Origin of the sequence: Bradyrhizobium sp. 155, assembly GCF_023101105.1 — a bacterium.
Taxonomy (GTDB): domain Bacteria; phylum Pseudomonadota; class Alphaproteobacteria; order Rhizobiales; family Xanthobacteraceae; genus Bradyrhizobium; species Bradyrhizobium canariense_D.
The window spans coordinates 4,063,976-4,089,962 of the sequence record NZ_CP064704.1 but is presented as its reverse complement, the minus strand read 5'-3'; the positions used below and the strand labels follow the sequence as shown (position 1 = coordinate 4,089,962).

The window sequence follows — 25,987 nt, the reverse complement described above, 5'->3', positions numbered from 1 at the left end:
TTGAAACCGCGAGCGGAGGATAGAATGCCAGCCGTGCAAGAGACGGTCGAGCGCGTGAAGCGCATCGACGTCGACCAGTATCGTTATGGGTTTGAGACCCTGATCGAGTCCGACAAGGCCCCCAAGGGGCTGTCGGAAGAGACCGTCAAGTTCATCTCCGAGAAGAAGAACGAACCCGCCTGGATGCTCCAGTGGCGGCTCGAGGCCTATCGGCGTTGGCTGACCATGACCGAGCCAACCTGGGCCCGCGTCGACTATCCCAAGATCGACTTCCAGGACCTCTATTACTATTCGGCGCCGAAGCCGAAAAAGACGATCACCTCGCTCGACGAGATCGATCCCGAAATCCTCAAGACCTACGAGAAGCTCGGCATTCCCTTGCGGGAAGTCGCCATGCTCGAAGGCGTCGAGCCGAAGCCCGGCGAGGAAGACCCCAACAGGCGCAAGATCGCGGTCGACGCGGTGTTCGATTCGGTCTCGGTTGCGACCACCTTCAAGGCCGAGCTGAAGAAGGCCGGCGTGATCTTCATGCCGATCTCGGAGGCGATCCGCGAGCATCCCGAGCTGGTGCAGAAATATCTGGGATCCGTGGTGCCGACGTCGGACAATTTCTACGCAACGCTGAACTCGGCGGTGTTCTCGGACGGCTCGTTCGTTTACGTGCCGCCGGGCGTGCGCTGCCCGATGGAACTGTCCACCTACTTCCGCATCAACGAGCGCAACACTGGCCAGTTCGAGCGCACGCTGATCATTGCCGACAAGGGCTCCTACGTCTCTTATCTCGAGGGCTGCACCGCGCCGCAGCGCGACGAGAACCAGCTGCACGCGGCCGTGGTCGAGCTCGTCACGCACGACGAAGCCGAGATCAAATATTCGACGGTGCAGAACTGGTATCCCGGCAATTCGGAAGGCAAGGGCGGCATCTACAATTTCGTCACCAAGCGTGGTGACTGCCGCGGCAACAATTCCAAGATCTCCTGGACCCAGGTCGAGACTGGTTCGGCGATCACCTGGAAGTATCCGAGCTGCATCCTGCGCGGCGACAATTCGCGTGGTGAATTCTACTCGATCGCGATCTCGAATGGCTATCAGCAGGTCGACAGCGGCACCAAGATGATCCATCTCGGCAAGAATACGTCGAGCCGCATCATCTCCAAGGGAATCGCAGCCGGCAAGTCGCAGAACACCTATCGCGGGCTCGTTACCGCGCATCGCAAGGCGACCGGCGCGCGCAACTTCACCGCCTGCGATTCGCTGTTGATCGGCGACAAATGCGGCGCGCACACCGTGCCCTACATCGAAGCCAAGAACTCGTCGGCGACGTTCGAGCACGAGGCCACCACGTCCAAGATCTCCGAGGACGTGCTGTTCTACTGCATCCAGCGCGGCCTCACGCAGGAGGAGGCGGTCGGCCTCGTCGTCAACGGCTTCGTCAAGGACGTGCTGCAGCAACTGCCGATGGAATTCGCGGTGGAAGCGCAGAAGCTGATCTCGATCTCGCTTGAAGGATCGGTCGGCTAGCGCCGGCCCTCGCGGCGCGCGTCGCGCGCCCTATGCATCATTTGAATAAACTGGACACCAAGATGGCTTTGCTTGAAGTGAAAGACCTCAAGGTTCGTGTCGAGGAGCGTGAGATCCTCCATGGGTTGACGCTGACCGTGAACGAGGGCGAGATCCACGCGATCATGGGGCCGAACGGCTCCGGCAAATCGACGCTGTCCCACGTCATCGCCGGCAAGCCTGGTTACGAGGTCACCGACGGCGAGATCCTGTTCAAGGGCGAAGACCTGCTCGCGATGGCGCCCAACGAACGGGCCGCCAAGGGCGTGTTCCTGGCGTTCCAGTATCCGGTCGAGATCCCCGGCGTCTCCACCATGAATTTCCTGCGCACCGCGCTGAACGCGCAGCGCAAGGCGCGCGGCGAGGGCGAATATTCGACGCCCGACTTTTTGAAGAAAGTCCGCGAAGTCTCGAAGTCGCTGAACATCCCGCAGGACATGCTCAAGCGCGGTGTCAATGTCGGCTTCTCCGGCGGCGAGAAGAAGCGCAACGAGGTACTGCAGATGGCGCTGTTCGAGCCGAGCCTGTGCATCCTCGACGAGATGGATTCCGGCCTCGACATCGACGCGCTGCGGATTGCGGCCGACGGCGTCAACGCGCTGCATTCGCCCAAGCGCGCGATGGTCGTCATCACCCATTATCAGCGGCTGCTGAACTACATCGTGCCTGACGTCGTGCACGTGATGTCAAAAGGCCGTGTCGTGAAGAGCGGCGGCAAGGAACTGGCGCTGGAGCTGGAAGCGTCCGGCTACGCCCAGTTCGAGGACGCCGCGTAAGGAATTTTGAGATGAACGTTGCTGTGGCAAAGACCGGAAACGGCCGCGCGGTGAGCGATCTCTTCGCCAGCGCCGAAGGCCGGCTGCCGGGTTCGCCTTCCGTGATCGCGGTACGCCGCGAGGCGTTCGAGACCTATGAGCGTCTCGGCCTGCCGCACCGCCGGATCGAGGAGTGGAAGTACACCGATCTGCGCGCGCTGGTCGGCGAGGTACTGCCGCTCGCGGCTGCGCCCGATGCGACTGCGTTGAAGCGCGCCGCGGACGCGGTGAAAGCGCATGCGATCACGGGCGCCCGCAAGCTGGTGCTGGTCGACGGCGTGTTCGCTCCCGATCTCTCCGACGTCAAGGCGCTGGCCTCCGAGGCGGGCTTTAAGACATTGCGGGAGACGCTGGAGAAGGATTCCGGTCTGTTAAAGACCGCGGCCACCGATGCGGTGATCGCGCTGAACGCCGCGATGGCGACCGACGGTGTCGTGCTTCATATCGCCGACGGCACGCAGCTGTCCGCGCCGATCCAGATCATTCACATCGCGGTTGCATCTTCCGCGTCGGCTTTCACCCGCTCGCAGGTTGCGGTCGGGAAGGGCGCTCGTGCCACGATCATCGAGAGCTTTGTCGCGGCCGGCGCCAAGGCTTACCAGGTCAACGATGCCGTCATCCTCTCGGTTGGCGATAATGCCGACATCGCGCATATCCGTCTGATGGACGATTCGCCGGATGCTGTGAACATCACCTCGCAGTTCGTCACGGTCGGCGCGAATACAAAGCTGAACTTCTTTAACATGACGACCGGCGCGGCAGTCAGCCGCCTGCAGGGCTTCATCACGCTGGCAGGCGAGGGCAGCGAGCTCTCCGTCAACGGCGTGAACCTGTTGCAGAAGACCGAACATGGCGACACCACGCTGGTGGTCGACCATGCCGTGCCGAACTGCGTCAGCCGAGAAGTTTTCCGCGCCGTGATCGACGATCGCGCCCATTCGGTGTTCCAGGGCCGCATCATCGTTCGTCCCGATGCGCAGAAGACCGACGGCAAGATGATGATCCGCGCGCTGCTGCTCTCGGATGAGGCGGAAGCCGACAACAAGCCCGAGCTCGAGATCTTTGCGGACGACGTCTCCTGCGGTCACGGCGCCACCGCCGGTGCGCTGGACGACAGTCTGCTGTTCTATCTGAAGGCGCGCGGCCTGCCGGAGAAGCAGGCCCAGGCGCTGCTGATCCAGGCTTTCGTGGGCGAGGCGATCGAGCAGATCGCCGACGATGATCTGCGCGAGCACGTGATCGGCATTGCCGAGCGCTGGCTGGAGCGGCGCCAATGAGCACGCATCCGGCAGTCAAGAACGGCTCTTACGACGTTGCGCGCGTGCGCCAGGATTTTCCGGCGCTGGCCATGCAGATCTACGGCAAGCCGCTGGTCTATCTCGACAACGCCGCATCTGCGCAGAAGCCGAGCGCCGTGCTCGATCGCATGACGCAGGCCTACACCTCCGAATACGCCAACGTGCACCGCGGCCTGCATTATCTCGCCAACGCCGCGACCGAAGCCTATGAGGGCGGCCGCACCAAGGTGGCGCAGTTCATCAACGCGCCGCGGACCGAGGAAGTGATCTTCACCCGCAACGCGACCGAGGCGATCAACCTCGTCGCCTCGTCCTGGGGCGAGCCGAACATCAAAGCAGGCGACGAGATCGTCATTTCGATCATGGAGCACCACTCCAACATCGTGCCCTGGCATTTCCTCAGGGAACGCCATGGTGCCGTGATCAAATGGGCGCCGGTCGACGACGAGGGCAATTTCCTCATCGACGAATTCGAAAAGCTGCTGACGTCGAAGACCAAGCTGGTCGCGATCACGCAGATGTCGAACGCGCTTGGCACCATCGTCCCGGTCAAGGACGTCGTGAAGATCGCCCACGCCCGCGGCATTCCCGTGCTGGTCGACGGCAGCCAGGGCGCGGTGCATATCCCAGTCGACGTCCAGGACCTCGGCTGCGACTTCTATGTCTTCACCGGCCACAAGGTCTACGGGCCGACCGGCATCGGCGTGCTCTGGGCCAACTACGACCACCTGGTCGCGATGCGCCCCTATAACGGCGGCGGCGAAATGATCCGCGAGGTCTCGCGCGACATCGTCACCTACGGCGATCCCCCGCACAAATTCGAGGCCGGCACGCCGGCGATCGTCGAGGCCGTCGGGCTCGGCGCCGCGATCGACTACGTCAATTCGATCGGCAAGGAGCGCATCGCCGCGCACGAGCACGATCTCGTCACCTACGCCCAGGATAAGCTGCGCGAGATCAACTCGCTGCGGCTGATCGGCACGGCGCGGGGCAAGGGCCCGGTGATCTCCTTCGAACTCAAGGGCGCGCACGCCCACGACGTCGCCACCGTGATCGACCGCCAGGGCATCGCGGTGCGCGCCGGCACCCATTGCGTGATGCCGCTTTTAGAGCGGTTCAACGTCACAGCCACATGCCGGGCGTCGTTCGGCATGTATAATACGCGGGAAGAAGTCGATCATCTGGCACAGGCGCTGTTGAAGGCGCGGGATTTGTTCGCATGAGTGACACGGCCGAAATCAAAGCCAATCCGATGGAAACCCAGTCGGCGCTGCCGCCTGAGGAGACCGAGCGTCTCACCACCGAGATCATCGCCGGGCTCAAGACCGTGTTCGACCCGGAAATCCCGGCTGATATCTACGAGCTCGGCCTGATCTACAAGGTCGAGATCAAGGACGATCGTTCCGTCGACGTCCAGATGACCCTGACGACGCCGAATTGTCCGGCCGCCGGCGAGCTGCCGACCATGGTCGAGAACGCGGTCGCCAGCGTCCCCGGCGTCGGCGTGGTCGACGTCAAGGTGGTCTGGGAGCCGGCATGGACGCCGGAACGCATGAGCGACGAGGCCCGCCTCGTGCTCAACATGTGGTGACGCGTAACCTCGGCTTTAGATCCTTGTTAGATCCTTGGCATTGAATTCGCTCGGCAACGGACCACATCATTGACATGACACAGATATCGTCGGGCTCGACACCAGCATCCACTCCAAAGCCGAGGCGGCCCCGCCCGCAGGTCATGCGGCTGACGGACGCTGCCGCCCAGCGCATCAGCGAGCTGACCCAGCGGGCCGATTCCGAGATCGTTGGCCTGCGCGTCGGCGTCAAGAACGGCGGCTGTGCCGGACAGTCCTACACCGTCGAATACGCCCATGATGTCCGCCCGACCGACGAGGTCGTCGAGGACAAGGGCGTCAAGATCCTGGTCGATCCGAAGGCCGTGCTGTTCCTGCTCGGCACCGAGATGGACTACAAGGCCGACAAGATGCAGGCCCAGTTCGTCTTCAACAACCCCAACCAGATTTCCGCCTGCGGCTGCGGCGAGTCCGTCGAGCTGCGCCCGGCGCAGATCGACGGGTAGTCCGTTTCTCGCAAATCGCTCCGCTGTCGTCCTGGCGAAGGCCAGGATCCATACCGCGTGATCTCGCGGTGATCGTCGGTGCCAATACCGACGCTGGCACGACTGGCAGTCTTCGCTAAACTACCTCCCGTGGAATGGGTCCTGGCTTTCGCCAGGACGACCGTGCGGAAATAGTTCAGCCATGGACCGCGAATTTCTGATCGACCTGTTCGCCGATTTCGGCCCCGTCGCCATCCGGAAAATGTTCTCCGGCTACGGCATCTCCGCCGACGGCGTCAACTTCGCGCTGGCCTTGCGCGCCGGCCTGTTCTTCCGCGCTGACGAGATGACCATCCCGGATTTTGAGGCGGAAGGCTCGAAGCCGTTCCAATACTCGACCCGCGCCAAGACCGTGGTGGTGAACTCCTATTGGGAGCTGCCGGCCCGCCTGTTCGACGATTCCGCGGAACTCGCGCAATGGGCGAGGGCCGCGCTTGCTGCTGCCCAGCGCGCCAAGGTGAAGAAGCCGCCCAAGGTGAAGAAGGCGGCGAAGAAGGTTGCGAAGAAGCCCGTTGCAACGAAGCGGCCGACCAAGAAGAAAACAGTGCGCAGGGCGGGCAAAGCGAAGCGTGCCCTCCGCTGAGGTGCTGGTGTGGGAGATGATGGGCATGGCGCTGAGCGCCTTTGCCCACCCGATGGGACTTCACTCCACGGCCTTGGTCAGACCAACCCGCATGTCCCTGGCGGTGAAGACGCAGACGCCGTCGGCCAGCACGCGACCGTCGGCAATTCCGAGCACCAGCTTGCCGCGCCGGACCATCCTCATGGAGACCTCGTAGCGCACGCGTTGCGCGTTCGGTGTGACCTCGCCCGTGCACGCGACTTCGCCGACGCCGATGGCGCGGCCCTTGCCCGGCGAGCCCGACCATCCCAGCCAGTAGCCGACCATCTGCCACATGGCATCCAAACCCAGAGACGCTGGCATCGTTGCATCGCCGTGATAGTGGCAATCGAAGAACCAATGGCCCGGCGCGATGTCGAGTTCGCCGACGATATGGCCCTTGCCGAACTCTCCGCCATCCAGGCTGATCTCCGTGATGCGATCCATCATCAGCATGGGCGGTGCCGGCAATTGCGCGTTGTCCGGGCCGAAATAGCCGCCCTCGCTCGATCTCAGCAACTCGTCCCTGGTGTAGGACGGTTGCGGTGAGTGAAAATCATGCGGGTTTGGCAAGGCGAAAAGTCCTCCGGATGCTCGCAGTCGGACGCCTCAAGACGGCGAGGGAGATGTCGTTCGTCGGGTCAGAATGTCAAGCGCGGCTGTCGGTGCGCAGCTTCGGATTCACGCCACCCGGTTATGCGTCTCGACCGCGAATTCCGGGTCGGCCTCGCAGATCACGCGGTTGCGGCCGTTGCGTTTGGCGGCGTACAGGCAGGCATCCGCGCGTTCGATCAGCGCATCGGTGTCGTCGCCCTGCTTGAGCATGGAGACGCCGACGGAGATGGTGACCCGGCCGAGGATTTCGCCGGTGGACTTCTTCTTTAGTTCCTTCGCCATCACCGCGCGGCGGATGTGATCGGCCACCGTGAGGGCCTGGCGCAGCGCGGTGTTGGGCAGCACGACCGCGAATTCCTCGCCGCCATAGCGGGCGGTGATGTCCTGGCCCTTGATGGTCTGCTTCAGCGACAGGCCGACCAGCCGCAGCACCTGGTCGCCGGTGAGATGGCCGTAGGAATCGTTGAACGACTTGAAATGATCGATGTCGACCAGCAGCAGCGACAGCGGCTCGCCGGAGGCGAGCGCGCCTTGCACGGCCATGTCGATCATGCGATCGAAATATTTGCGGTTGCCGAGCCCCGTCAGCGGATCGGTCAGGCTCTCGGCGCGGATCGCCTCCAGGCTCTGCTGGAGGTTGCTGATCTCGCTCCTCGAGAGCGTCAGCCGGTCTTCCAGCGCCTTGTTGGTCTCGCGCATCTCGCTGGTCGAATGCAGCAGCGTCTCGACGATCGACTTGATCTGCTCGCGGCTTTCGGCCGATGACAGCTTTTTGGTCGCGTCCGACAGGCTCGCATCGTAGGAGCCGGTCATCGCGAGCGCGTCGCCGAGAACCTTTATGACGTCGTCGATCTCGCCGATGACGCGCGCGCCGACCTTGTCGATGCGCTCGGTGGTCTTGATGTGGGAGAGATAGGTCTCGTAGATCTGATCGAGATCGGCTTCGGTCAGCTTGCCGCTTCGCGTCAGCGTCTCGTTGATGATCTTGTTGAGCGGGGCGTTGTAGCCGGTGGCGTAGACGTACCAGATCTCGTAATTGCGGGGAATAGCCGTCTGCCGTAGCGATCGGATCTGACCGAGCGCCACCTCGGCGAACGCCATCGTGCGTTCGTGTTCGTCGAGCACCTTGACCACGGAACATACCCCACAGCGATCGGCGCGCCGACGACCGCAGCAATACTTAAATTATGTTCGTAGGCTAACGGACGATCGTGAACGCCCCGTAAATATACGTCCACGAATGCATCCGAAAAAGTGCGCGCCGGCTTGGTTTCAACCAAAGCCGGGCGCGCATCGTGCTTCAGGCGCCGGCGGGGGAGCGAACTGGACGCAGCAGAAAGGCCGGCAGATGCGAGTGGTCACCCGGCTCGCTGTCGGCTTCGCGTTGGCGGCGCGGCTCGGGACGGCCGATCGACGGCACATGCGACGGATTGGCCTGCTGGCGCGCACCGTCACGCGGCTCGGATGATGGCTTGGCTTCGCGCGGCGGCCTGGCTTCACGCGAAGGTCTTGCTTCACGCGGAGGCCTTGCCTCGCGCGCGGGCCTTGCTTCGGAAGCGGGCCTTGTCTCGGGAGCGGACCGTGCTTCGGCCGAAGGCTGTGCCTCGCCACGCGGTTCGCGCGGCTCGTGGCTTCGCTCACGATCGCGGCCGCGCTGCGGCTTGCCGCGTCCGCCGCGTGAACGTTCACGGCCGCGCTGCTCGCGCGGACGCTCGCTCGCGTCGAAAGCATCGGTGCGGACTTCGAAATCGCCCTCCGCGCGTGGAATGCTCTGGCCGATCAGCTTCTCGATCGCCACCATCGACTTCTGGTCGAGCGGCGTGACGAGCGAGATCGCCATGCCGGACCGGCCTGCGCGACCGGTGCGGCCGACGCGGTGGACATAATCGTCGGGATGGTGGGGAACGTCGAAATTGAAGACGTGGCTGACCTCGGGGATGTCGAGGCCGCGGGCGGCGACGTCGGATGCGACCAGGAGGGGCAGCTCGCCCTTGCGGAACTGCTCGAGTGCCGCCGTGCGGGCCGACTGGTCCATGTCGCCGTGCAGCGCGCCGACGCTGAAGCCGTGCTTTTGCAGCGATTTGTGAACGACGGCGACCTCGCGCTTGCGATTGCAGAAGATGATCGCGTTCTGGAGATCCTTGGCCTCGCGCAGCAATCGGCGAAGCAGCTCGCGCTTCTCGTGCGCCTCGCGCCCGGCCGGGACCTGACACTGCGTAACGGTGACAGCGGTGGTGGCGGGCTTCGATACCTCGATCTTCTGCGGATTGTGCAGGAAGGTTTCGGTGATGCGCCGGATCTCCGGCGGCATGGTCGCGGTGAAGAACAGGGTCTGCCGCGTGAACGGGACGAGCTTGCAGACGCGCTCGATGTCGGGAATGAAGCCCATGTCCAGCATGCGGTCGGCTTCGTCGATGACGAGCAGCTCGACGCCGGTGAGCAGCAGGCCGCCGCGCTCCGTGTGGTCGAGCAGGCGGCCGGGAGTGGCGATCAGCACGTCGACGCCGCGCGTCAGCTTGGCATCCTGGTCGCCGAAGGAAACGCCGCCGATCAGGAGGGCGACGTTGAGTTTCTGGCCCGCGCCGTAGCGGTCGAAGTTTTCCTTCACCTGCGCCGCGAGTTCGCGGGTCGGCTCAAGGATCAGGGTGCGCGGCATGCGCGCCCGGGCGCGACCCTTTTCGAGGATGGTGAGCATCGGCAGCACGAAGGCCGCGGTCTTGCCGGTGCCAGTCTGGGCGATGCCGAGCACGTCCTTGCGAGCGAGGACGTGAGGGATTGCCTGTTCCTGAATGGGGGTGGGGATGGTGTAACCGGTGGCCGCCACTGCAGCGAGGACTTTTTCGGATAGTCCGAGATGGGTAAAAGACATTGAGCCTCTGGTCGAAACCGCCGTTCGGAATCGAGGGTAATAAGGCTGTCGCGTTCCACCCCAAAACGGCGCGCTCTCAAAGAAGCTGGGGGTGCTGACTCACGCGAACAAAGCGCCAAGCTCAGGAATCGCTCTTCGATCTGAGCCGCGTCGCCACGGAACATAGGGGGGAATCGGCCAAAGTCAATGGAGCGGGCGCGGGAAGGCCCTAAAAAACCTGAGGTTTTCGCCCAAATAGTGGGAGCGGCTGCGGTTTTCCGCCCAAACGTCGGCTAGCGCCCCTCCGGCCCCTGCGCGCGGAAGTCGCCGGGCGCGATCCCGTAGGCGGCGTTGAAGACCCGGTAATAGGTCGCGACGCTCTCGAAGCCGCAGGAGGTCGCGATGTCGGCAATCAACCGGTCCGGGGCTTCGCGCATCAGGCGGCGGCTCTGGTTCAGGCGTTCGTCCGTCACGGTTTGCGAGAAACTCCTGGCCGCGCTTTCGAACAACGTATGTAGGTGATGCACGGAGACACCGAGCAGGTCGGCCACCATGGCCGGCGCCAGATTTGGGTCTTGCAGGTGCCGCGCGATCAGGCGCCGTGCCTGCGAGAGCCGGGCGGTCCGCAGCGCGGCCTGCCCGAGGCGGCTGCCGGCCCGCAGCATGCCGCGCTCGATCAGCGCCAGATGGGCTAAAGCCTCGACGAGCGAAGCGGCATCGGCGGCGCCGTCATCACCCGCGGCAACCGTACCGAGATCGGCGAAGCAGGCGTCGAGCAGGGGCTTCAAGCCGGGATCGTCGAACGTCCGGGGCGCAAGCTCGCGCATGCGCTTGTCCTGCATGGAGAGGCCGCTCACGGGAATCTTCAGGATCCGCAGGTGGAAGCCGCCCGTGCCCAGCGGCGTGGCGCGATAGGTCTGGTCGGTATGGCTGGTGGCGAAGCTGCCATTGGCGATCGTGAAGTCGCTGCCGCGCATGCCGCCGAACCACGCGCCGCTGCCGAGCTGCTGATAGACGCAGAGGCTGTCGCCCGGCGCGTGAGCGATGTCGGTCACGCTGCGCTCGACCGTGTAATGGGAGGCCTTCAGCTCGACGAGGCCGGCTCCGCCAAGCCGGCGCAGCGAGAATTCGCCGAAGAAGTTCGCGCGGCGTTCGGGCTCGAGTTCGACGGTGACGCCGAACAGGCCCTTGGCGCGCACCTCGCGCCAAAAGTCGATGCGGTCGTGCGGCTCGACCTCGTCGGTGCACCAGCGATACACGGCGGCCCCTCGCTTCCAGCGGAATTGCCCACAAGAATTGACCGAGAAAAAGCAAATTCCGGTGGCATCTACCATAGGCTGGACAACAGACCTGAGTCCTCAGGGCGGTTGAACCAGCGATGTGGCTGGGCCGACTATCACATCAAAGGCGCGGTTCCCATGAACCGCTGTTCGAGGGAACCGGCGTGGGCCGTTCTTGAGGGATTTTCGATGACGCGTCGGCTTCTCAGAGTACTGGCAGCGCTTGGCCTTGCGGCCGGCCTCAGCGGTTTCGCGCTTCCCGCCTGTGCCGAGAAGCGCGTTGCGCTCGTCGTCGGCAACAACGACTACAGGAACGTTCCGAAGCTGCTCAAGGCGGTCAACGACGCCCGCACCATGGGCGATACGCTGAAGCAGCTCGGATTCTCCGTGATGCTCGCCGAAAACCAGAGCCGGCAGCAATTTTCGGAGACGCTGCTCGCGTTCGATCGGACGATCGAGCCCGGCGACACCGCGTTCTTCTTCTATGCCGGCCACGGCTTCGAGATCGCAGGCCAGAACTATCTGCTGCCGACGGACGTGCCCGCGGCGACGGAAGGGCAGGAAGAACTGGTGCGTGACGCCTCCATCCTGGCCGATCGCATCGTCGAGCGCCTCCAGAACAAGAAGGCGCGGACCTCGATCCTGGTGTTCGACGCCTGCCGCAACAACCCGTTCGAGCGCAAGGGTACCCGCGCCGTCTCCGGTGGCGGCGGGCTTGCCCCGATGGTGCAGCTGCCCGAAGGCGTGTTCTCGGTCTTCTCGGCGGGCCCGCGCCAGACCGCGCTCGACCGCCTCTCCAATGACGACGCCAATCCCAATTCGGTATTCACGCGCACCTTCGCCAAGGAACTGCTCCAGCCCGGCGAGAACCTGGTGCAAGTGGCGCAGCGTACGCGCCGTCTCGTGAGCGAGATGGCCGACACTGTCAAGCACAGGCAGGTGCCGGTCTATTTCGATCAGATGGTCGATGACGTCTTCCTCAGCGGCATCGCCAAGGATGCCGCCGCGCGCCCGGCCGATCCGCCGGCGCAGAAGCTCGCGGCGCTGCCACCGGTGTCGGTGCCGCGCGTGCCGAAGGAGGAGACCACCAACGCGCCGATCGCGAGCTTCTCGCGTCACAATGGCGGCTGGAGCGTGGTGTTCTCCTTTGCCGATCCGACCCTCGGCGTTTCCTGGCGCATGGCCGGCAACGGCGACTTCCGCGAAACCGGCTTCATCGATACGCTCGACCCGCGCACGCGCAAGAGGATGCCGAACCCGTCGATCGAATTGCCGCCGGACGCGCAGGCCGGCACCATCGAGGTTCGCTATGTCGACCAATCCGGTGACATGCAGGGGCCGTTCCCGATCAGGTTCGATCCCGAAGCCGCGCTGATCCGTGACCAGCGCAAGATCCTGGACATGACCGCGACGAGCTGGCTGTCATTCCGCGAGTTCAACGGGCTGCTGGTCTACTACACGCACCTAGTGTCCTACCGCTGCGCCATCCGCGAGGTGCGCATCGGCATCGATACCGCCGTTCCGAACCAGGTGTTGAAGATGCCGGGCTGCGACATGCGCGATCCCAGTGCGATCAGCGCCGGCATGCCGCTCTCCATGAAGCTCGCGCCGGCAACGCAGTTCATCTCGGTGGAGCTGACCTATCGCGACGGCAGCGTGTCGGAGATCAAGAGCTTCCGCAGCGCGAACCGCAGCAACAACTGAGGTGTCGAGCAGGCCGCTTAGCTATTCGCGGCGCTTCCGGATGAAGCGTTTGAGGGCCTCGATCAAGGACGGGGTCAGCGGGAAGAAAGCGCCCATCGCGATCGAGATGATGACTTGGCGCGGCAGGAGCTTGACCTGCTCCTCGTGCGGATAACCGTTCTGTTCGATGCGCACCGGCGCAAGCGGCGGCCTGCGCGGTGCGATCATGATCAAGACGAAAAGCACGTTGATCAGGATCCAGACGCCGAGCAGTATGAGGATTGTCTGCACTGCAATTTCCCGAATGAGTCGGAATTGGAGGCAAGGCTAACGGCCATTCACAACCGCAGCAAATGAATCTTGCTTGCTGCACTGCACAGAATGCTTGGCTCGTGAAGGAGGACCCGACCGTGAAACCCGATACGTTGCAGCGTCCCCAGGGCTCCCCGCTGAAGGTGCGGTGTTGCATCGTCGGCGGCGGACCGGCGGGCATGATGCTCGGCTATCTCCTCGGGCGCGCCGGCATCGATGTCGTGGTGCTGGAGAAGCATGCGGATTTCTTCCGCGACTTCCGCGGCGACACCGTGCATCCTTCGACGCTCCAGGTGATGGACGAGCTCGGCCTGATCGACGGATTCCTGCTGCTGCCGCATCAGCGCTTGCAAAAGCTGGACGGCCTGTTCGGCAGTACCCCCGTTCGCATCGCCGATCTCAGCCGCCTCCGCACCAAGTACCCCTTCATCGCCTTCATGCCGCAATGGGATTTCCTGAATTTCCTGCGCGAGGCCGGCCAGCGCTTCGCCTCGCTGCAGGTGATGATGAACACGGAGGCCGTCGATCTGATCCGCCGCGGCGAGACCATCGCCGGCGTGCGGGCGAATACGCCTGACGGTATCGTGGACATCGAAGCTGATCTCACCATCGCATGTGACGGCCGGCATTCGACCGTGCGCCAGCATTCCGGCCTCGAGGTCGAGGAGATCGGCGCGCCAATGGACGTGCTGTGGTTCCGCGTCCGACGCAAGGCGAACGAGACCGAGAACCTGTTCGCGCGCGTCGAGCCCGGCAAGATGATGATCACCTTCGACCGCGGCGACTATTGGCAGTGCGCCTATGTCATCGCCAAGGGACAATACGACGCGGTGAAGGCGAGGGGATTGCAGGCGCTGCTCGACGACGTCGTTCGCATGGCGCCGGTCCTGAAGAGCGGCATAGCCGAGGTGAAGAACTTCGATGATGTCAAGCTGCTCACCGTCGCGATCAACCGCCTGCCGCGCTGGACGCGGCCGGGCCTGCTTCTGATCGGCGACGCCGCACATGCGATGTCGCCGGTCGGCGGTGTCGGCGTCAATCTCGCCGTCCAGGATGCGGTCGCGACCGCAAACCTGCTGGCGGACGAGCTGCAGCGCGGCTGCCCGTCGGAGGACGAACTCGATGCCGTGCGCCGTCGCCGCGAATTCCCGGTGAAGATGACGCAGCGGATGCAGATGATCGTGCAGAACAACATCATCAGCGGCGCCTTGCAGGGCGGCGACCGGCCGCTGAAAGTGCCGCTGGTCCTGCGCCTCATCACCGCGCTGCCGTGGCTCCAGGGCATTCCGGCGCGCCTGCTCGCGCTTGGCGTCCGGCCCGAGCACGTGCAGTCGAAGGCTGCGCCGGCACGGTAGCGCAAGGGCCCGGTAGGGATAACGCGGCGTTAAATCGCGCTCGACGCGTTGCCTGCGTGCAACAGCGCAGACGGATTGAAGGCGCGCTGCTTGCCAATCCGACGTCTTAACTGTCTTGATTCAAATTTGAGTAAGACCTGCGTGTGAGCGTGCACCCATCAAAGGACACGGGGTGTACCATGCGTAACAAGTTGATTGCCGCCTTCGCCTGCACGACCGCTCTGATTTCGACCGGCGCCGCTTCCGCCGCCGATCTCGGTGCTCGGCCCTACACAAAGGCGCCGGCCTATATGGAGTCGATGTTCAACTGGACCGGCTTCTATGTCGGCGGCCACATCGGCGGTGCATGGACCAACGAGCAGTTCATCAACAACGGGACCGGCGCACCGTTTGGCGATCTGACCCCGGGGCAGGGCTACCGTCAGCGCAACTCCGGCATCCTGGGCGGCGCCCAGATCGGCTACAATTGGCAGGCCAACAACTACGTGTTCGGTATGGAAGGCACGATCTCGGGCCTCGACAACAAGGGCTCGTTCTTGAACACCGCGTTCGGCGCGGGTGACGACGTGTTCTCCTGGCGCACCAATGTGCTTGCCACCGTCGTCGGTCGCGCGGGCTTCGCCGTGCAGAACAACCTGTTCTACATCAAGGGCGGCTATGCCGGCGTGAACAACCGTCTGTCGGTCACCGATACGGTCGGTCCGGCCACCGGTTCCGGCGGTCAGACCCATTGGGCCAACGGCTGGACCGTCGGTGCCGGCTGGGAATACGGCATCACCCGCAACTGGATCGTCGGCCTCGAGTACAACTACGCAGCCTTCGCCAGCCAGACCTATCAACTCGGCGGCACCTCCGGCAATTACAGCTTCGATGCCAAGCCGCGCGACCTGCAGTGGGCCGTCGTGCGCGCCAGCTACAAGTTCGACGCGCCGGTCATCGCCCGCTACTAAGTGGGTCAACGAACGACCAAGCAGCCATAAAAGACGATCACTGCCCAAATTCAAAAGCCCCGGCATTGTCCGGGGCTTCTTTTTTGTGTGCAGATTTATTGGTGCGGCCTACGCCATCACCGAGAACCCGCCATCGACGGGGATCGCGGTGCCGGTGACGAAGTTGGAGGCGGATGAGGCGAGGAACACGGTGATGCCGGCGAAGTCGTCGATGTCGCCCCACCGCCCCGCAGGCGTGCGTGCCAGCACCCGCTCGTGCAATCCCGATACCTGCTGCCGCGCACCGCGGGTCAGGTCGGTGTCGATCCAGCCCGGCAGGATGGCATTGACCTGGATGTTGTCGGGCGCCCACGCATTGGCGCAGGCGCGCGTGTACTGAACGATGCCGCCCTTGCTCGCCGCATAGGCCGTTGCGAAGCTCGCGCCGAAGATCGACATCATCGAGCCGATGTTGATCACCTTGCCGTTGCCGGACGCCTTCAGCGCCGGATAGGCCAGCTTCGAGCACAGGAAGGCGCTGGTGAGATTGGTGTTGATCACCGTGTTCCACTCGTCGAGCTCGAGCTCGTGCGGCGGCTTGCGGATGCTCATGCCGGCATTGTTGATGAGGATGTCGATGCGGCCGAAATCCCTGACGACGCGATCGATCATCGCGGCGATGGCCGCCTTGTCGGTGACGTCGGTGGGAACAGAGATCGCCTTCACGCCGCGCTGGCTGAGATCAGCGACGGCGGCGGCGGATTTGGTTTCGTTGCGCCCGACCACGGCGATGTTGGCGCCGGCATCGGCGAGGCCACGGGCCATGCCGAGCCCGATGCCGCCATTGCCTCCCGTGACGATGGCGACCTTGCCGCGCAGATCGAACCGACTGGATGTCATGCTGCTATTCCCTGGTTTCTTCTATTGGTTGCTCTGCCAGATCAGCACCAGCCCGAAGCCGGCCATGGCTGCGCCATAGCCGGCCCATTGCAGCTGGTTGACCATGAAGCTCGATCGCGGCCACGCGACGGTGCCCGTACCCTGTCCGATCCAGAGCAGCCCGACGGCAAGGGCAAACAGGCCTGCTACAAGCAGAAATCTGCGCATGCATTCCTCCCCATTAGTCCGCTTCTGTCGTGACGCGGCATGACGATAGCCGCGGCCCGAAAACTTAGCGGGAGACTAGCCGTAGCCGTGGTTCGGATACAATGGCCGCTGATGCAGGCCGCAGGGCGGATGCATGTCCATACGCAAGGTCCGCTGAAGCACCGTACAACGAAAAAGCCCCGGACGATGCCGGGGCTTTGACGTCTGGACTTGCGTTCGGATCAGTACTTCGCGACGACCGGACCGGTCCAGTTGAAGCGGTAAACCAGCGAAGTCGAGATCGTCTGGTTCCAGCTGTTGGCGCGAATGCTCTGACCGACCGGGAGGTTACCGGCATCGAACAGGATGTCCTGGGTCTTGGCATTGTAGAAGGCCGAACGGTACTCGGTCTTCATGAACCAGCCGGGCGACTGGATGCCGAAGATGTTCAGGTTGTTCTCAACGCCGCCGCCGATGAACCAGCCATTGCGGTTGTAGCCGTTGAGGTGAACGCCGGCCGGAGCGCCAGCCAAGGTCATGAAGTTGGTGCTGCCGAAGTGGGCGCCGGAGTAACCGCCGTTGACGTAGGAGAGAACGTTCGGAGCGACCAGCCAGCCGAGGCGCACACCAGCGGCCCAGGAGTCTTCCAGCTTCTGGTTGCCGGTGATGCCGAGCAGGGGATCTTGAATGGTAGCACGGATGCTGCCGAACTGACCGTCAGCGAACACGCCGGCGACCCAGGTGCCACTGAACTGCCAGTCGTAGCCGAGACCGACGGTGCCGAACCAGCCCGAGCCACCCTGGCGCTGATCGATCGTCAGGGGAACTGCGCCAACCGTGGTCTGCACGTGCTGGTCGGCGTTCGAGAGACCGCCACCGCCACCGCCGAAGATGTAGAAGCCGGTCCAGTTGGCGACGGGAGCCGCCATCGGCGCCTTCGCGTAGGGACGGGCGCCAAGGTCAGCGGCCGAGGCCGAAGCGGTCATCGCGGCAACCGCGGTCAGTGCGAGCAAAATCTTCTTCATCTTAAAAATCCCCAAGCTTTGGTCTGTCTGGCAGGCGCGAGCGCACTGAAGTCCGTGTGATCTGATGTCCCGGACTATACCTGCTTCTCTCCGAAATGCTGTTGCAGAGCAGGCACAGTCGCCGGGAAACGCCGCACGGCAGGGATTCTGGGTGCCGTCGTGGAAATGTGAAATAAGTACGCATTATCAATGCAGTACGTCGAATTTTGCGATTTGCGTTTTGGTAGCTTCTCGTTAGCGAATCCGGCTTTGTCCGAAATGGAGGCAGTCCTGCATCAGTCATGGCTCGGTGAGTCGTTGGCCGAGTCGCGGCGCGATGAGGCCGGGAATCAACGAAATCGAGGCGGACGTTGGCGGGATTGGCGGGAAAGAGCGGTTGTCATCTCCCAAAAAACAAAAGAGCCCCGGGCATCATGCCGGGGCTCTGGATGGATACGACCGGGCAGCGCCTGCGGATCAGACGTCCAGCAGGTCGTCATTGGCGAATTCGGCCTTGTCCGAGATGAACGCGAAGCGCGCTTCGGCCTTGGTGCCCATCAGGCGCTCCACCGAATCCGCCGTGGTGTCGCGGTCGTCGGCGAGCAGAACCACTTTCAACATGGTCCGCTTTGCCGGATCCATGGTGGTTTCCTTGAGCTGCGCCGGCATCATTTCGCCGAGGCCTTTGAAGCGATTGACCTCGACCTTGGCGTTGGCGTTGAACTCGCTCTTGATCAGCGCTGCCTTGTGCGCGTCATCGCGGGCGTAGACCGACTTCGTGCCGTTGGTCAGCTTGTAGAGCGGCGGCACGGCGAGGAAGAGATGGCCTTCGTCGATCAGCCGCGGCATCTGCCGGTAGAAGAAGGTGATCAGCAGTGAAGCGATGTGGGCACCGTCGACATCGGCGTCGGTCATGATGATGATGCGCTGATAGCGCAGATCCTCTTCCCGATACTGCGCGAGCATCCCGCAGCCGATCGCCTGCACGAGGTCGGCGAGCTGCGTATTCGCCGTCAGCTTGTCCTTGCCGGCGGACGCGACGTTGAGGATCTTGCCGCGCAGCGGCAGCACGGCCTGGGTCTTGCGGTCGCGCGCCTGCTTGGCGCTGCCGCCGGCCGAGTCACCCTCGACGATGAAGAGTTCTGAGCCTTCCAACCCTGCATCGCTGCAATCGGCGAGCTTGCCGGGGAGGCGCAGCTTCTTGCCGGCGGTCTTGCGCGCGGTCTCCTTCTCCTGGCGGCGGCGCAGCCGCTCCTCGGCGCGGTCGACCACGAAGTCGAGCAGCCTGTTGGCCTGGTTCGGATTGCCCGACAGCCAATGGTCGAACGGATCCTTCATCGCCTGTTCGACGATGCGCTGCGCTTCGGCGGTGGCGAGACGGTCCTTGGTCTGGCCCTGGAATTCAGGCTCGCGCACGAACACCGAGAGCATCACGGCTGCACCCACCATCACGTCTTCTGACGTAATGGACGACGCGCGCTTGCCCTGGCCGACGCGTTCGGCGTGGTCCTTGAGGCCGCGCAGCAGCGCGCTGCGCAGCCCGGATTCGTGCGTGCCGCCGTCGGGCGTCGGCACAGTGTTGGTGTAGGAAGACAGGAAGCCGTCGGCATCCGCGGTCCAGGCCACCGCCCATTCGCAGGCGCCATGGGCGCCGTTGCGGCCCGACTTGCCGGAGAAGATGTCGGGATGCACCAGCGTGTCGGCGTGGATCGCGGCGGCCAGATAGTCCTTGAGGCCACCGGGGAAGTGGAACGTCGCTTCCGCCGGCACGTCGTCGACGCCCTTAAGCAGTTCGGGCGCGCAATTCCAGCGGATCTCGACGCCGCCGAACAGATACGCCTTCGAACGCGTCATCTTGAACAGGCGCTGCGGCTTGAACGCTGCCTTGGCACCGAAGATGTCGGTGTCCGGCTTGAAGCGCACGCGGGTTCCGCGGCGGTTGTTGATCTTGCCGAGATCCTCGAGCTTGCCCTTTGGGTGGCCGCGCTCGAACGTCATGCGATAGAGTTTCTGGCTGCGCGCGACCTCGACCTCGAGCAGCGAGGAGAGGGCGTTCACCACGGAGATGCCGACGCCGTGCAGGCCGCCCGAGGTCTCGTAGACCTTGGAGTCGAACTTGCCGCCCGAGTGCAGCGTACACATGATGACTTCGAGCGCCGACTTCTTCGGGAATTTTGGATGCGGATCGACCGGGATGCCGCGGCCGTTGTCCGTGACGGTCAAAAAGCCGTCCGCGCTCAATTCGACTCCGATGAAGGTCGCATGCCCCGCGAGCGCCTCGTCCATCGAGTTGTCGATGACTTCGGCGAAGAGGTGATGCAGCGCCTTCTCGTCGGTGCCGCCGATATACATGCCGGGCCGGCGGCGCACCGGTTCCAGACCTTCGAGGACCTCGATGTCGGCTGCGGTGTAGTCGGCCTCGGCACCGCCCGCGCGCGGGGCGGCCTTGGCGGCGCGGGGCTTGGGCTCATCGCCGCCGAAAAAATCGTCTTTTGCTTTGGGCTTCAACTGCTTGGACATATATCTTTATGCGTTGCGAGGGCCGCATGAGCGGCGAATCGGTTGGGCCGACTATGCCACTTCTCGCCTGGAAAGGTTATCGCGGGGCGGGCCGGGCGGTGTGGTTGGGAACCAATCCCGGCGATTTTACGCCGCATCCCCATCAATTCCCGGCAATGTGACGGTCCGGTCCGGCTGGACTTGGCTTTGTGACTTGATGTCACACAAGTCATTGGCTTACCAGTCCTTTTCATCGAGCAGCACCTTCGGGCAGGACGGAAAGGCTATTTTTGAATGGAGCAGTTTGCGCACGGGCTCGCCGATTTCGTGCGCGCTCACCAGACGTGGGCAGCTCCCATCGTGTTCGTGCTCGCATTCGGGGAGTCGCTCGCCTTCATCTCGCTGCTGATCCCGGCCTGGGGCGCGTTGGTCGCTATCGGCGCGCTGATCGGCGCGAGTGGCATCAGCTTCTATCCGGTCTGGATCGCCGGTGGCATCGGGGCGGCGCTGGGCGACTGGGTCTCTTACTGGTTCGGCTATCGCTACAAGGAGCAGGTCGCGCAGATGTGGCCGCTCTCGCGTTATCCGGAACTCCTGCCCAGAGGCGAGGCCTTCGTGCGCAGCTGGGGCGTGCCGAGCATCTTCATCGGCCGCTTCTTCGGCCCCTTGCGTGCCTCCGTGCCGCTTGCAGCCGGCATTTTCGAGATGCCCTATTGGAGCTTCCAGGCCGCCAATTTCGTCTCGGCACTGATCTGGTCGGCGGCGCTGCTGCTGTTCGGAGATGTGATCGCCAAGATCATGGAATGGATCTGGGGCGTGGTGTGACGTCGGAACCTTGACGGCGACCGCAGCTGGCCTTATAGCACCGCGCCATGATCAACGCCGCGACCATCCTGTTCGCCCGTCGCCGCCGCCGCTCTTTAGCGGTTTGGGCGGTCGATCGCGTTTGAGATCATCGTCTTTGCCGCTGGATCCGATCCGCGGCATTCTCTCTCCTGTCAGTGCGATCTGATCCGGCGGCCAGCAAGGAGGCCAGCAGGAGACTACGATGTATACGCCACCCTTTTTCAAGCAGGACCGCGCCGCGAGCCTGAAATTCGCCGACACGCGCGGCTTCGGCACCATGTGCGCCTTCGACGGCCACAAGCCGATCGCCTCGCCGCTGCCGTTCTATTTGACCTATGCCGCGGACGGCACGCCGCAGGCCGCGTTTCATGTCGCCCGTCACAATCCGCTGCTAAAGCTTGCGGACGGGACGACCTCCTGGCTCCTCGCGGTCAACGGCCCCGATGCCTACGTGTCGCCGGATTGGTACGTCTCGCCGGATCAGGTGCCGACCTGGCTGTACCAGTCGGTCCATCTGACCGGGCCGGTGCGGTTGTTGTCGGATGGTGAACTGGCCGTGCAAATCGATACGCTCAGTAACAAGTTCGAAAACTGGCTGTTGCCGAAGAAGCCGTGGACGTCGGGCAAGATGACGGCCGGGCGGCTCGAGGCGATGAAGAAGGCGATCGTGGGTCTGGTCATGACGGTTGAGGAGGTCGAAGCCAGCTTCAAGCTCAACCAGCACAAGTCCGACGCCGATTATATGGCGATCGCCAATGCGCTTGGCGCGCAAGCCCATGCCGACGCCAGGGAGATCGCGCAACTGATGCAGGACGTAAGGCCGGAGGCCTTCGCATCCGAAACCAACATGCTCGAAAGGAGCGCGCCATGAGCCTCACTGAAACGACGAAAGCACCGACCACTGGCGCTGCGACAAAGCCGGCCACCGTCTTCGTCGACGGCGGCTCCGGCACCACCGGGCTTGGCATCAACGAGCGGCTGAAGCTGCAGAGCGACGTGGTCGTGAAGACGATTGCCGACGACAAGCGCAAGGATCCCGCGGCCAAGAAGGCGCTGATGGAGAAGGTTGATCTGGTCATCCTCTGTCTGCCCGACGATGCTGCCAGGGAAACGGTTGCGCTCATCGACAGCATGGGGCCGTCGGGCCCGAAGGTGCTGGATGCCTCGACCGCGTACCGGGTCGCGCCCGACTGGGCCTATGGCTTTCCGGAACTGACGCCGGATCAGGCTGGCAAGATCAATGCTGCGAAGAAGGTGTCCAATCCCGGCTGCTATCCGACCGGCGCGATCGCGCTGCTGCGACCGATCGTCGATGCCGGCCTGCTGCCGCGCGACTATCCCGTCACCATCAATGCGGTGAGCGGCTATTCCGGCGGCGGCAAGTCGATGATCGCGAGTTTCGAGGACGGCAGCGCGCCGTCCTTCGAACTCTACGGCCTCGGCTTCGAGCACAAGCATCTGCCGGAGATGCAGCTCTATTCGAACCTGACGCGGCGGCCGATCTTCATCCCGTCGGTCGGCAACTACCGGCAGGGCATGCTGGTGTCGGTGCCGCTCCAGCTCGACACGCTGCCCGGCAAGCCCAGCGGCGCCGATCTCCAGGCCGCGCTGGCAAAGCGTTACGCCGGCTCGAAATACGTCTCGGTGATGCCGCTGCAGAACGAGACGACCAAGGGTGGCAAGCTCGAGCCGGAAGGGCTCAACGAGACCAACACGCTCGAACTCTACGTCTTCGCCAGCGACAAGTACCATCAGGCGGTGCTGGTCGCGCGGCTCGACAATCTCGGCAAGGGCGCGTCCGGCGCGGCCGTGCAGAACATGCGACTAATGCTGGGATTGCCGGAGGCGTAGGAGCAACATTCGCTGCTCGTCATGACCGGGCTGGTCCCGGGCATGACGGCCGCGAGGGGCGCTTCTCAGTACTTCGCGATGATCGGGCCGCCGAACCTGTAGTTGATGCGGGCCGTGATCAAGTCGACGTCCTGGCCAATGCGGTCGGTACGTGAGAACGTGCCGACGGGTGCCAGCACGCCGTTTGCCGTGAGGGTAACGTCGCGCCGGCCCATGAACAGATGGTCGTATTCGAGGCCGACCGACCAGTTCGGCGCAAAGCCGTATTCGATGCCGACGCCGACCGTGCCGCCCCAGCGGGTGTCGTCGGCACCGTCGAACTCGGCTCCGGCCAGACCGCCGGTTCCGATGCCGCGGTAGCGATTGCGGGTGACGGCGGCGCCGCCCTTTGCGTAAAGCAGTGCGCTGTTCCAGGCGTAGCCGATCTGGCCGGTGAACAGGCCGAAAGCATCGACACGGGTGCGGTTCGCGACGCCGAGCACGGTGCTGGCGTTCCGGCCGGAGAGGTCCGCCCAGTCGCCCTGCGCTTCGAGGCCGAATACGAAGGCGCTGCTCTGCCAGCGATAACCGATCTGGCCGCCGGCGACGCCGCCCGTCGCGTCATGGCAGCCTTCCGCAACGCCGGCCGCGAAACCAACCGTCTGGTCCCAGCAATTGCGTGACGAGCCATAGCCGCCGTTGGCGCCGATGTAGAAGCCGCTCCAATCATAGATCGCGGCGATCATCGGCGGCGCCTTGGTGTAAGGACGGGCGGCGAGATCTGCGGCGTTAGCCTGGGTCGCGACGGCGGCGAGCGAGAGGCCGGCGAGCGCGGATGCAATCTTCCAATTCATGTCTGCCCCGAATCAATCAATTGCGATGGGCGAATATACCTCTGGATGTGCGATCCATCGCGTCAGCCCAAGAGGGCATTGCTGCTTTTTTACGCACTGTCGTCATTCGGCAACACCGGCAGCCGCGATAGGCCTTTGAGATTTCACCCGTTCGTTGCGGGCGCCAACCCATCCGGGGCCGATCAGAGTACCTTGAAGATCGCTAGCGCCAGCACGGCTTGGGCGAGAAAGCCGACGGTGAAGGCGAGGGTGCGGAAGACGGGAATACCCATCGCATAGACGATCAGATGCGCAACGCGCGACCAGAAATAGACGGCGCAGGCAAGCACCGTCCACTTCGAGGAGTAGTCGATCGCGTTCAGGATCAGCACCAGCGGCGCGAACAGCACGAGGTTCTCGACGGCGTTGTCATGCGCGAACATCAGGCGGTTCGCCCATTCCGACTGCGGCTTGTCGGTGCGCGAGGGATTGGCCATCGCGCCACCAAGACCGCGAATCTGGCAGCGGTTGATGGTGTAGGGAATCCAGAGGATTCCGGTCAGGACCACCGTCAGTGTCAGCCAGAACAATTCACGCGTCATAACCCGGTCCCCTCATCAATTTCTGCTGCAGGCATGGAGCTTATACGAAAGCGCGGAAGATTCTGCTATGCGCGAACCCTGACATAGCTGCCGGGCGCGTCCTCGATCGGGGGAAACGCCTCGCTGCCGACCGTGCGGGCCCGGACTTCCTCGGGATCGAGTGCGCCCAGCCATTGCCGCCAGTCCGGCCACCACGAGCCCTTGTGCTCGACCGCGCCCTTCATCCACTCGGCGACGTTGGCGGACTTCACGTTGTCGTTGGTCCAGTACTGGTATTTGTTCGAGGCGGGCGGATTGACCACGCCGGCGATGTGGCCCGAGCCGGACAGCACGTATTTCACCGGGCCGCCGAAGAACTGGGAGCCGTACAGCACCGATTCAGCCGGCGCGATATGGTCCTCGCGGGTTGCGAGATTGTAGATCGGCACCATGACCTTGGAGAGATCGAGCAAGGTGTTGTCCAGCACCAACGTGCCGGTCGAGAGCCGGTTCTCAAGGTAGCAATTGCGCAGGTAGTACGAATGGTTCGACGCGGTCATGCGGGTCGCGTCCGAATTCCAGTGCAGCAGGTCGAACGCGCTCGGCTGCTGGCCTTTGAGGTAATTGCTGACGACATAGGACCAGATCAAATCGTTGGAGCGCAGCATGTTGAAGGCCATCGCCATCTTCGAGCCTTCGAGCACGCCCGCCGCCTTCATGTCCTGCTCGAGGGATGCGATCTGCTCCTCGTCGACGAACACGAGCAAATCACCGGCATGGGTGAAGTCGACCTGTGCCGCGAAGAACGTCGCGGACGCCACGCGCTGGCGGCGCTTCTCGGCGAGCCAGGCCAGCGTGGTCGCGAGCATGGTGCCGCCGACGCAATAGCCCGCGGTGTGCACCTTCATCTCGCCGGTGACCTTCTCGATCACGTCCATCGCCGTGAGCGGGCCTTCCTTCATGTAGTCTTCCCAGCTCTTGGCTCCGAGGCGTTTGTCGGGATTGACCCATGAGATCACGAACACGGTGATGCCCTGATCGACGCACCATTTGATGTAGGATTTCTCCGGCTTGAGATCGAGGATGTAGAATTTGTTGATCCAGGGCGGGATGATCAGGAGCGGCGTGCGCAGCACCTTCTCCGTCGCCGGCGCATACTGGATCAGCTGCATCATCTCGTTCTGGTAGATCACCTTGCCCGGCGTCGTCGCCATGTTCACGCCGACGACGAGATTGTCCGGATCGGACTGACGGATCTTCAGCGTGCCCTTGCCGGCGGCGATGTCCTCGGCCAGCATCTTCAGGCCGCGCGCGAGATTTTCGCCGCTGCTGGCCACCGTCGCGCGCAGCACTTCCGGATTGGTCAGCACGAAGTTGGAGGGCGATATCGCGTTGGTGACCTGCTGGACGTAGAACTCGGCCTTGCGGCGGGTCTGCGGATCGAGGCCCTCGGCTTCGCGCACAAGCTCCTGCGCAAATTTGGTCGTGAGCAGATAGAGCTGCATCATGAAATCGAAGAACTGGTTCGACTTCCATTCCGGATCGGCAAAGCGCTTGTCGCGCGGCGAGGGTGCGATCGCGGGCGGTGCGTCCTGACCGGCCATGCGGCGCGCCGCCGAGCCCCAGAGGTCAAGATAGTCCTTGGCGAGCTTGGTCTGGAGTGCGGAGGCCCGCGACGTATCCGACAGCCAGTATTCGGCGACGGCGGTGAAGGTCTTGATGACCTCGGTAAGCTCCGCCGGCGGACGATCCTGCACCTCGCCGCTCTCGCGCGGCTTCAGGTACGCGGCAAGCGCCTTGCCGCCGCTTTCCATCGCCCGCGCGACATTCATCGCGAAGGCTTCCGCATCGAACTTCGTCTCGGGTTTGGGCGTATCGGTGGTGGCCATACTCATGA

Annotated in this window: 25 protein-coding genes; 13 read left to right on the top strand and 12 right to left on the bottom strand. The window is 63.7% G+C overall.

The features are described from left to right. The first annotated feature begins 24 nt into the window (after positions 1–24). From sufB to IVA93_RS19970, 7 genes are all read left to right on the top strand, one after another. Entirely contained in the window at positions 25–1,521 is a 1,497-nt protein-coding gene (sufB, locus tag IVA93_RS20000) for a Fe-S cluster assembly protein SufB (RefSeq protein ID WP_247368549.1), read from the top strand. Positions 1,522–1,583: 62 nt separating this feature from the next. Continuing rightward, complete coding sequence (gene sufC, locus IVA93_RS19995) at positions 1,584–2,336, top strand: Fe-S cluster assembly ATPase SufC (RefSeq protein ID WP_007609807.1); 753 nt, start codon at positions 1,584–1,586, stop codon at positions 2,334–2,336. Between the two features lie 11 nt (positions 2,337–2,347). After that, on the top strand, positions 2,348–3,652 hold the full coding sequence (gene sufD / locus IVA93_RS19990) for a Fe-S cluster assembly protein SufD (protein WP_247368548.1): 1,305 nt from the start codon (positions 2,348–2,350) through the stop codon (positions 3,650–3,652). Beyond that, positions 3,649–4,896 carry a cysteine desulfurase gene (locus tag IVA93_RS19985; protein ID WP_204511094.1) on the top strand — a complete coding sequence of 416 codons (1,248 nt, stop codon included), beginning with the start codon at positions 3,649–3,651 and terminating at the stop codon, positions 4,894–4,896. Before sufD ends, IVA93_RS19985 begins: the two co-directional genes overlap by 4 nt. Continuing rightward, positions 4,893–5,264, top strand: coding sequence for an SUF system Fe-S cluster assembly protein (locus tag IVA93_RS19980; RefSeq protein WP_007591551.1), 372 nt, complete (start codon positions 4,893–4,895; stop codon positions 5,262–5,264). The genes IVA93_RS19985 and IVA93_RS19980 overlap by 4 nt, the downstream gene beginning before the upstream one ends. A gap of 74 nt (positions 5,265–5,338) precedes the next feature. After that, complete coding sequence (locus tag IVA93_RS19975; protein WP_007609828.1) at positions 5,339–5,749, top strand: HesB/IscA family protein; 411 nt, start codon at positions 5,339–5,341, stop codon at positions 5,747–5,749. Between the two features lie 181 nt (positions 5,750–5,930). Then, positions 5,931–6,371 carry a TfoX/Sxy family protein gene (locus tag IVA93_RS19970; protein WP_018454449.1) on the top strand — a complete coding sequence of 147 codons (441 nt, stop codon included), beginning with the start codon at positions 5,931–5,933 and terminating at the stop codon, positions 6,369–6,371. Between the two features lie 60 nt (positions 6,372–6,431). Here IVA93_RS19970 and fabA read toward each other — a convergent pair whose 3' ends face one another. The 4 genes from fabA to IVA93_RS19950 form a co-directional block, all read right to left on the bottom strand. Beyond that, entirely contained in the window at positions 6,432–6,962 is a 531-nt protein-coding gene (fabA, locus tag IVA93_RS19965; protein ID WP_247368546.1) for a bifunctional 3-hydroxydecanoyl-ACP dehydratase/trans-2-decenoyl-ACP isomerase, read from the bottom strand. Positions 6,963–7,070: 108 nt separating this feature from the next. Continuing rightward, positions 7,071–8,138: a GGDEF domain-containing protein gene (locus IVA93_RS19960; protein WP_018454447.1), complete on the bottom strand. Its 1,068-nt coding sequence runs from the start codon at positions 8,136–8,138 to the stop codon at positions 7,071–7,073. Positions 8,139–8,304: 166 nt separating this feature from the next. After that, positions 8,305–9,873, bottom strand: coding sequence for a DEAD/DEAH box helicase (locus IVA93_RS19955; protein ID WP_247789212.1), 1,569 nt, complete (start codon positions 9,871–9,873; stop codon positions 8,305–8,307). Between the two features lie 272 nt (positions 9,874–10,145). Beyond that, a complete protein-coding gene (locus IVA93_RS19950) occupies positions 10,146–11,111 on the bottom strand; it encodes a helix-turn-helix transcriptional regulator (RefSeq protein WP_247368537.1) in 966 nt (321 codons plus the stop codon). 210 nt (positions 11,112–11,321) lie between these two features. On the opposite strand from IVA93_RS19950, the gene IVA93_RS19945 reads away from it, so the two are divergent. Beyond that, positions 11,322–12,836 carry a caspase family protein gene (locus IVA93_RS19945; protein ID WP_018454444.1) on the top strand — a complete coding sequence of 505 codons (1,515 nt, stop codon included), beginning with the start codon at positions 11,322–11,324 and terminating at the stop codon, positions 12,834–12,836. Between the two features lie 21 nt (positions 12,837–12,857). On the opposite strand, the gene IVA93_RS19940 is transcribed toward IVA93_RS19945, so the two are convergent. Continuing rightward, positions 12,858–13,106, bottom strand: a complete 249-nt coding sequence (locus tag IVA93_RS19940) for a hypothetical protein (RefSeq protein ID WP_018454443.1) — start codon at positions 13,104–13,106, stop codon at positions 12,858–12,860. Between the two features lie 119 nt (positions 13,107–13,225). Here IVA93_RS19940 and IVA93_RS19935 point away from each other — a divergent pair, with 119 nt between their 5' ends. Then, entirely contained in the window at positions 13,226–14,482 is a 1,257-nt protein-coding gene (locus IVA93_RS19935; RefSeq protein ID WP_247541557.1) for an FAD-dependent oxidoreductase, read from the top strand. Positions 14,483–14,661: 179 nt separating this feature from the next. Beyond that, positions 14,662–15,432: an outer membrane protein gene (locus IVA93_RS19930; protein ID WP_204511099.1), complete on the top strand. Its 771-nt coding sequence runs from the start codon at positions 14,662–14,664 to the stop codon at positions 15,430–15,432. A gap of 108 nt (positions 15,433–15,540) precedes the next feature. Here the strand turns inward: IVA93_RS19930 and IVA93_RS19925 are convergent, their stop codons facing one another. From IVA93_RS19925 to parE, 4 genes are all read right to left on the bottom strand, one after another. Next, positions 15,541–16,311, bottom strand: a complete 771-nt coding sequence (locus tag IVA93_RS19925) for an SDR family NAD(P)-dependent oxidoreductase (RefSeq protein WP_247368534.1) — start codon at positions 16,309–16,311, stop codon at positions 15,541–15,543. Between the two features lie 21 nt (positions 16,312–16,332). Then, entirely contained in the window at positions 16,333–16,518 is a 186-nt protein-coding gene (locus IVA93_RS19920; protein ID WP_007591540.1) for a hypothetical protein, read from the bottom strand. A gap of 221 nt (positions 16,519–16,739) precedes the next feature. Further along, positions 16,740–17,522: an outer membrane protein gene (locus IVA93_RS19915; protein WP_247368531.1), complete on the bottom strand. Its 783-nt coding sequence runs from the start codon at positions 17,520–17,522 to the stop codon at positions 16,740–16,742. A 456-nt stretch (positions 17,523–17,978) separates the two neighbouring features. Then, positions 17,979–20,021 (bottom strand): DNA topoisomerase IV subunit B, encoded by a 2,043-nt coding sequence (gene parE / locus IVA93_RS19910; RefSeq protein ID WP_018454437.1) that lies wholly within the window; start codon positions 20,019–20,021, stop codon positions 17,979–17,981. A 273-nt stretch (positions 20,022–20,294) separates the two neighbouring features. Between parE and IVA93_RS19905 the strand changes: the two genes are divergently transcribed. From IVA93_RS19905 to argC, 3 genes are all read left to right on the top strand, one after another. Then, the gene (locus IVA93_RS19905) at positions 20,295–20,825 is read left to right on the top strand and encodes a DedA family protein (protein ID WP_018454436.1); all 531 of its coding nucleotides are present in this window, start codon (positions 20,295–20,297) and stop codon (positions 20,823–20,825) included. Positions 20,826–21,048: 223 nt separating this feature from the next. After that, a complete protein-coding gene (locus IVA93_RS19900) occupies positions 21,049–21,717 on the top strand; it encodes an FMN-binding negative transcriptional regulator (RefSeq protein ID WP_085353489.1) in 669 nt (222 codons plus the stop codon). Continuing rightward, positions 21,714–22,697, top strand: a complete 984-nt coding sequence (gene argC, locus IVA93_RS19895) for an N-acetyl-gamma-glutamyl-phosphate reductase (protein ID WP_204511101.1) — start codon at positions 21,714–21,716, stop codon at positions 22,695–22,697. Before IVA93_RS19900 ends, argC begins: the two co-directional genes overlap by 4 nt. 65 nt (positions 22,698–22,762) lie before the next feature. On the opposite strand, the gene IVA93_RS19890 is transcribed toward argC, so the two are convergent. From IVA93_RS19890 to IVA93_RS19880, 3 genes are all read right to left on the bottom strand, one after another. Further along, positions 22,763–23,530 carry an outer membrane protein gene (locus IVA93_RS19890; protein ID WP_247297400.1) on the bottom strand — a complete coding sequence of 256 codons (768 nt, stop codon included), beginning with the start codon at positions 23,528–23,530 and terminating at the stop codon, positions 22,763–22,765. A gap of 182 nt (positions 23,531–23,712) precedes the next feature. Further along, positions 23,713–24,111, bottom strand: coding sequence for an MAPEG family protein (locus IVA93_RS19885; protein WP_018454432.1), 399 nt, complete (start codon positions 24,109–24,111; stop codon positions 23,713–23,715). Between the two features lie 65 nt (positions 24,112–24,176). After that, positions 24,177–25,985 (bottom strand): PHA/PHB synthase family protein, encoded by a 1,809-nt coding sequence (locus IVA93_RS19880; RefSeq protein ID WP_247368529.1) that lies wholly within the window; start codon positions 25,983–25,985, stop codon positions 24,177–24,179. Positions 25,986–25,987 lie beyond the last annotated feature (2 nt).

What these genes read in the sequence shown, in the direction of transcription:
- sufC (WP_007609807.1), top strand. Translation starts at nt 1,584, where the DNA reads ATGGCTTTGCTTGAAGTGAAAGACCTCAAGGTTCGTGTCGAGGAGCGT.
- IVA93_RS19900 (WP_085353489.1), top strand. Translation starts at nt 21,049, where the DNA reads ATGTATACGCCACCCTTTTTCAAGCAGGACCGCGCCGCGAGCCTGAAA.
- IVA93_RS19925 (WP_247368534.1), bottom strand. Translation starts at nt 16,311, where the DNA reads ATGACATCCAGTCGGTTCGATCTGCGCGGCAAGGTCGCCATCGTCACG.
- IVA93_RS19945 (WP_018454444.1), top strand. Translation starts at nt 11,322, where the DNA reads ATGACGCGTCGGCTTCTCAGAGTACTGGCAGCGCTTGGCCTTGCGGCC.
- IVA93_RS19970 (WP_018454449.1), top strand. Translation starts at nt 5,931, where the DNA reads ATGGACCGCGAATTTCTGATCGACCTGTTCGCCGATTTCGGCCCCGTC.
- IVA93_RS19880 (WP_247368529.1), bottom strand. Translation starts at nt 25,985, where the DNA reads ATGAGTATGGCCACCACCGATACGCCCAAACCCGAGACGAAGTTCGAT.
- IVA93_RS19985 (WP_204511094.1), top strand. Translation starts at nt 3,649, where the DNA reads ATGAGCACGCATCCGGCAGTCAAGAACGGCTCTTACGACGTTGCGCGC.
- IVA93_RS19920 (WP_007591540.1), bottom strand. Translation starts at nt 16,518, where the DNA reads ATGCGCAGATTTCTGCTTGTAGCAGGCCTGTTTGCCCTTGCCGTCGGG.
- sufB (WP_247368549.1), top strand. Translation starts at nt 25, where the DNA reads ATGCCAGCCGTGCAAGAGACGGTCGAGCGCGTGAAGCGCATCGACGTC.
- argC (WP_204511101.1), top strand. Translation starts at nt 21,714, where the DNA reads ATGAGCCTCACTGAAACGACGAAAGCACCGACCACTGGCGCTGCGACA.
- IVA93_RS19905 (WP_018454436.1), top strand. Translation starts at nt 20,295, where the DNA reads ATGGAGCAGTTTGCGCACGGGCTCGCCGATTTCGTGCGCGCTCACCAG.
- IVA93_RS19885 (WP_018454432.1), bottom strand. Translation starts at nt 24,111, where the DNA reads ATGACGCGTGAATTGTTCTGGCTGACACTGACGGTGGTCCTGACCGGA.
- IVA93_RS19930 (WP_204511099.1), top strand. Translation starts at nt 14,662, where the DNA reads ATGCGTAACAAGTTGATTGCCGCCTTCGCCTGCACGACCGCTCTGATT.
- IVA93_RS19980 (WP_007591551.1), top strand. Translation starts at nt 4,893, where the DNA reads ATGAGTGACACGGCCGAAATCAAAGCCAATCCGATGGAAACCCAGTCG.
- IVA93_RS19975 (WP_007609828.1), top strand. Translation starts at nt 5,339, where the DNA reads ATGACACAGATATCGTCGGGCTCGACACCAGCATCCACTCCAAAGCCG.
- IVA93_RS19915 (WP_247368531.1), bottom strand. Translation starts at nt 17,522, where the DNA reads ATGAAGAAGATTTTGCTCGCACTGACCGCGGTTGCCGCGATGACCGCT.
- IVA93_RS19955 (WP_247789212.1), bottom strand. Translation starts at nt 9,873, where the DNA reads ATGTCTTTTACCCATCTCGGACTATCCGAAAAAGTCCTCGCTGCAGTG.
- parE (WP_018454437.1), bottom strand. Translation starts at nt 20,021, where the DNA reads ATGTCCAAGCAGTTGAAGCCCAAAGCAAAAGACGATTTTTTCGGCGGC.
- sufD (WP_247368548.1), top strand. Translation starts at nt 2,348, where the DNA reads ATGAACGTTGCTGTGGCAAAGACCGGAAACGGCCGCGCGGTGAGCGAT.
- IVA93_RS19890 (WP_247297400.1), bottom strand. Translation starts at nt 23,530, where the DNA reads ATGAATTGGAAGATTGCATCCGCGCTCGCCGGCCTCTCGCTCGCCGCC.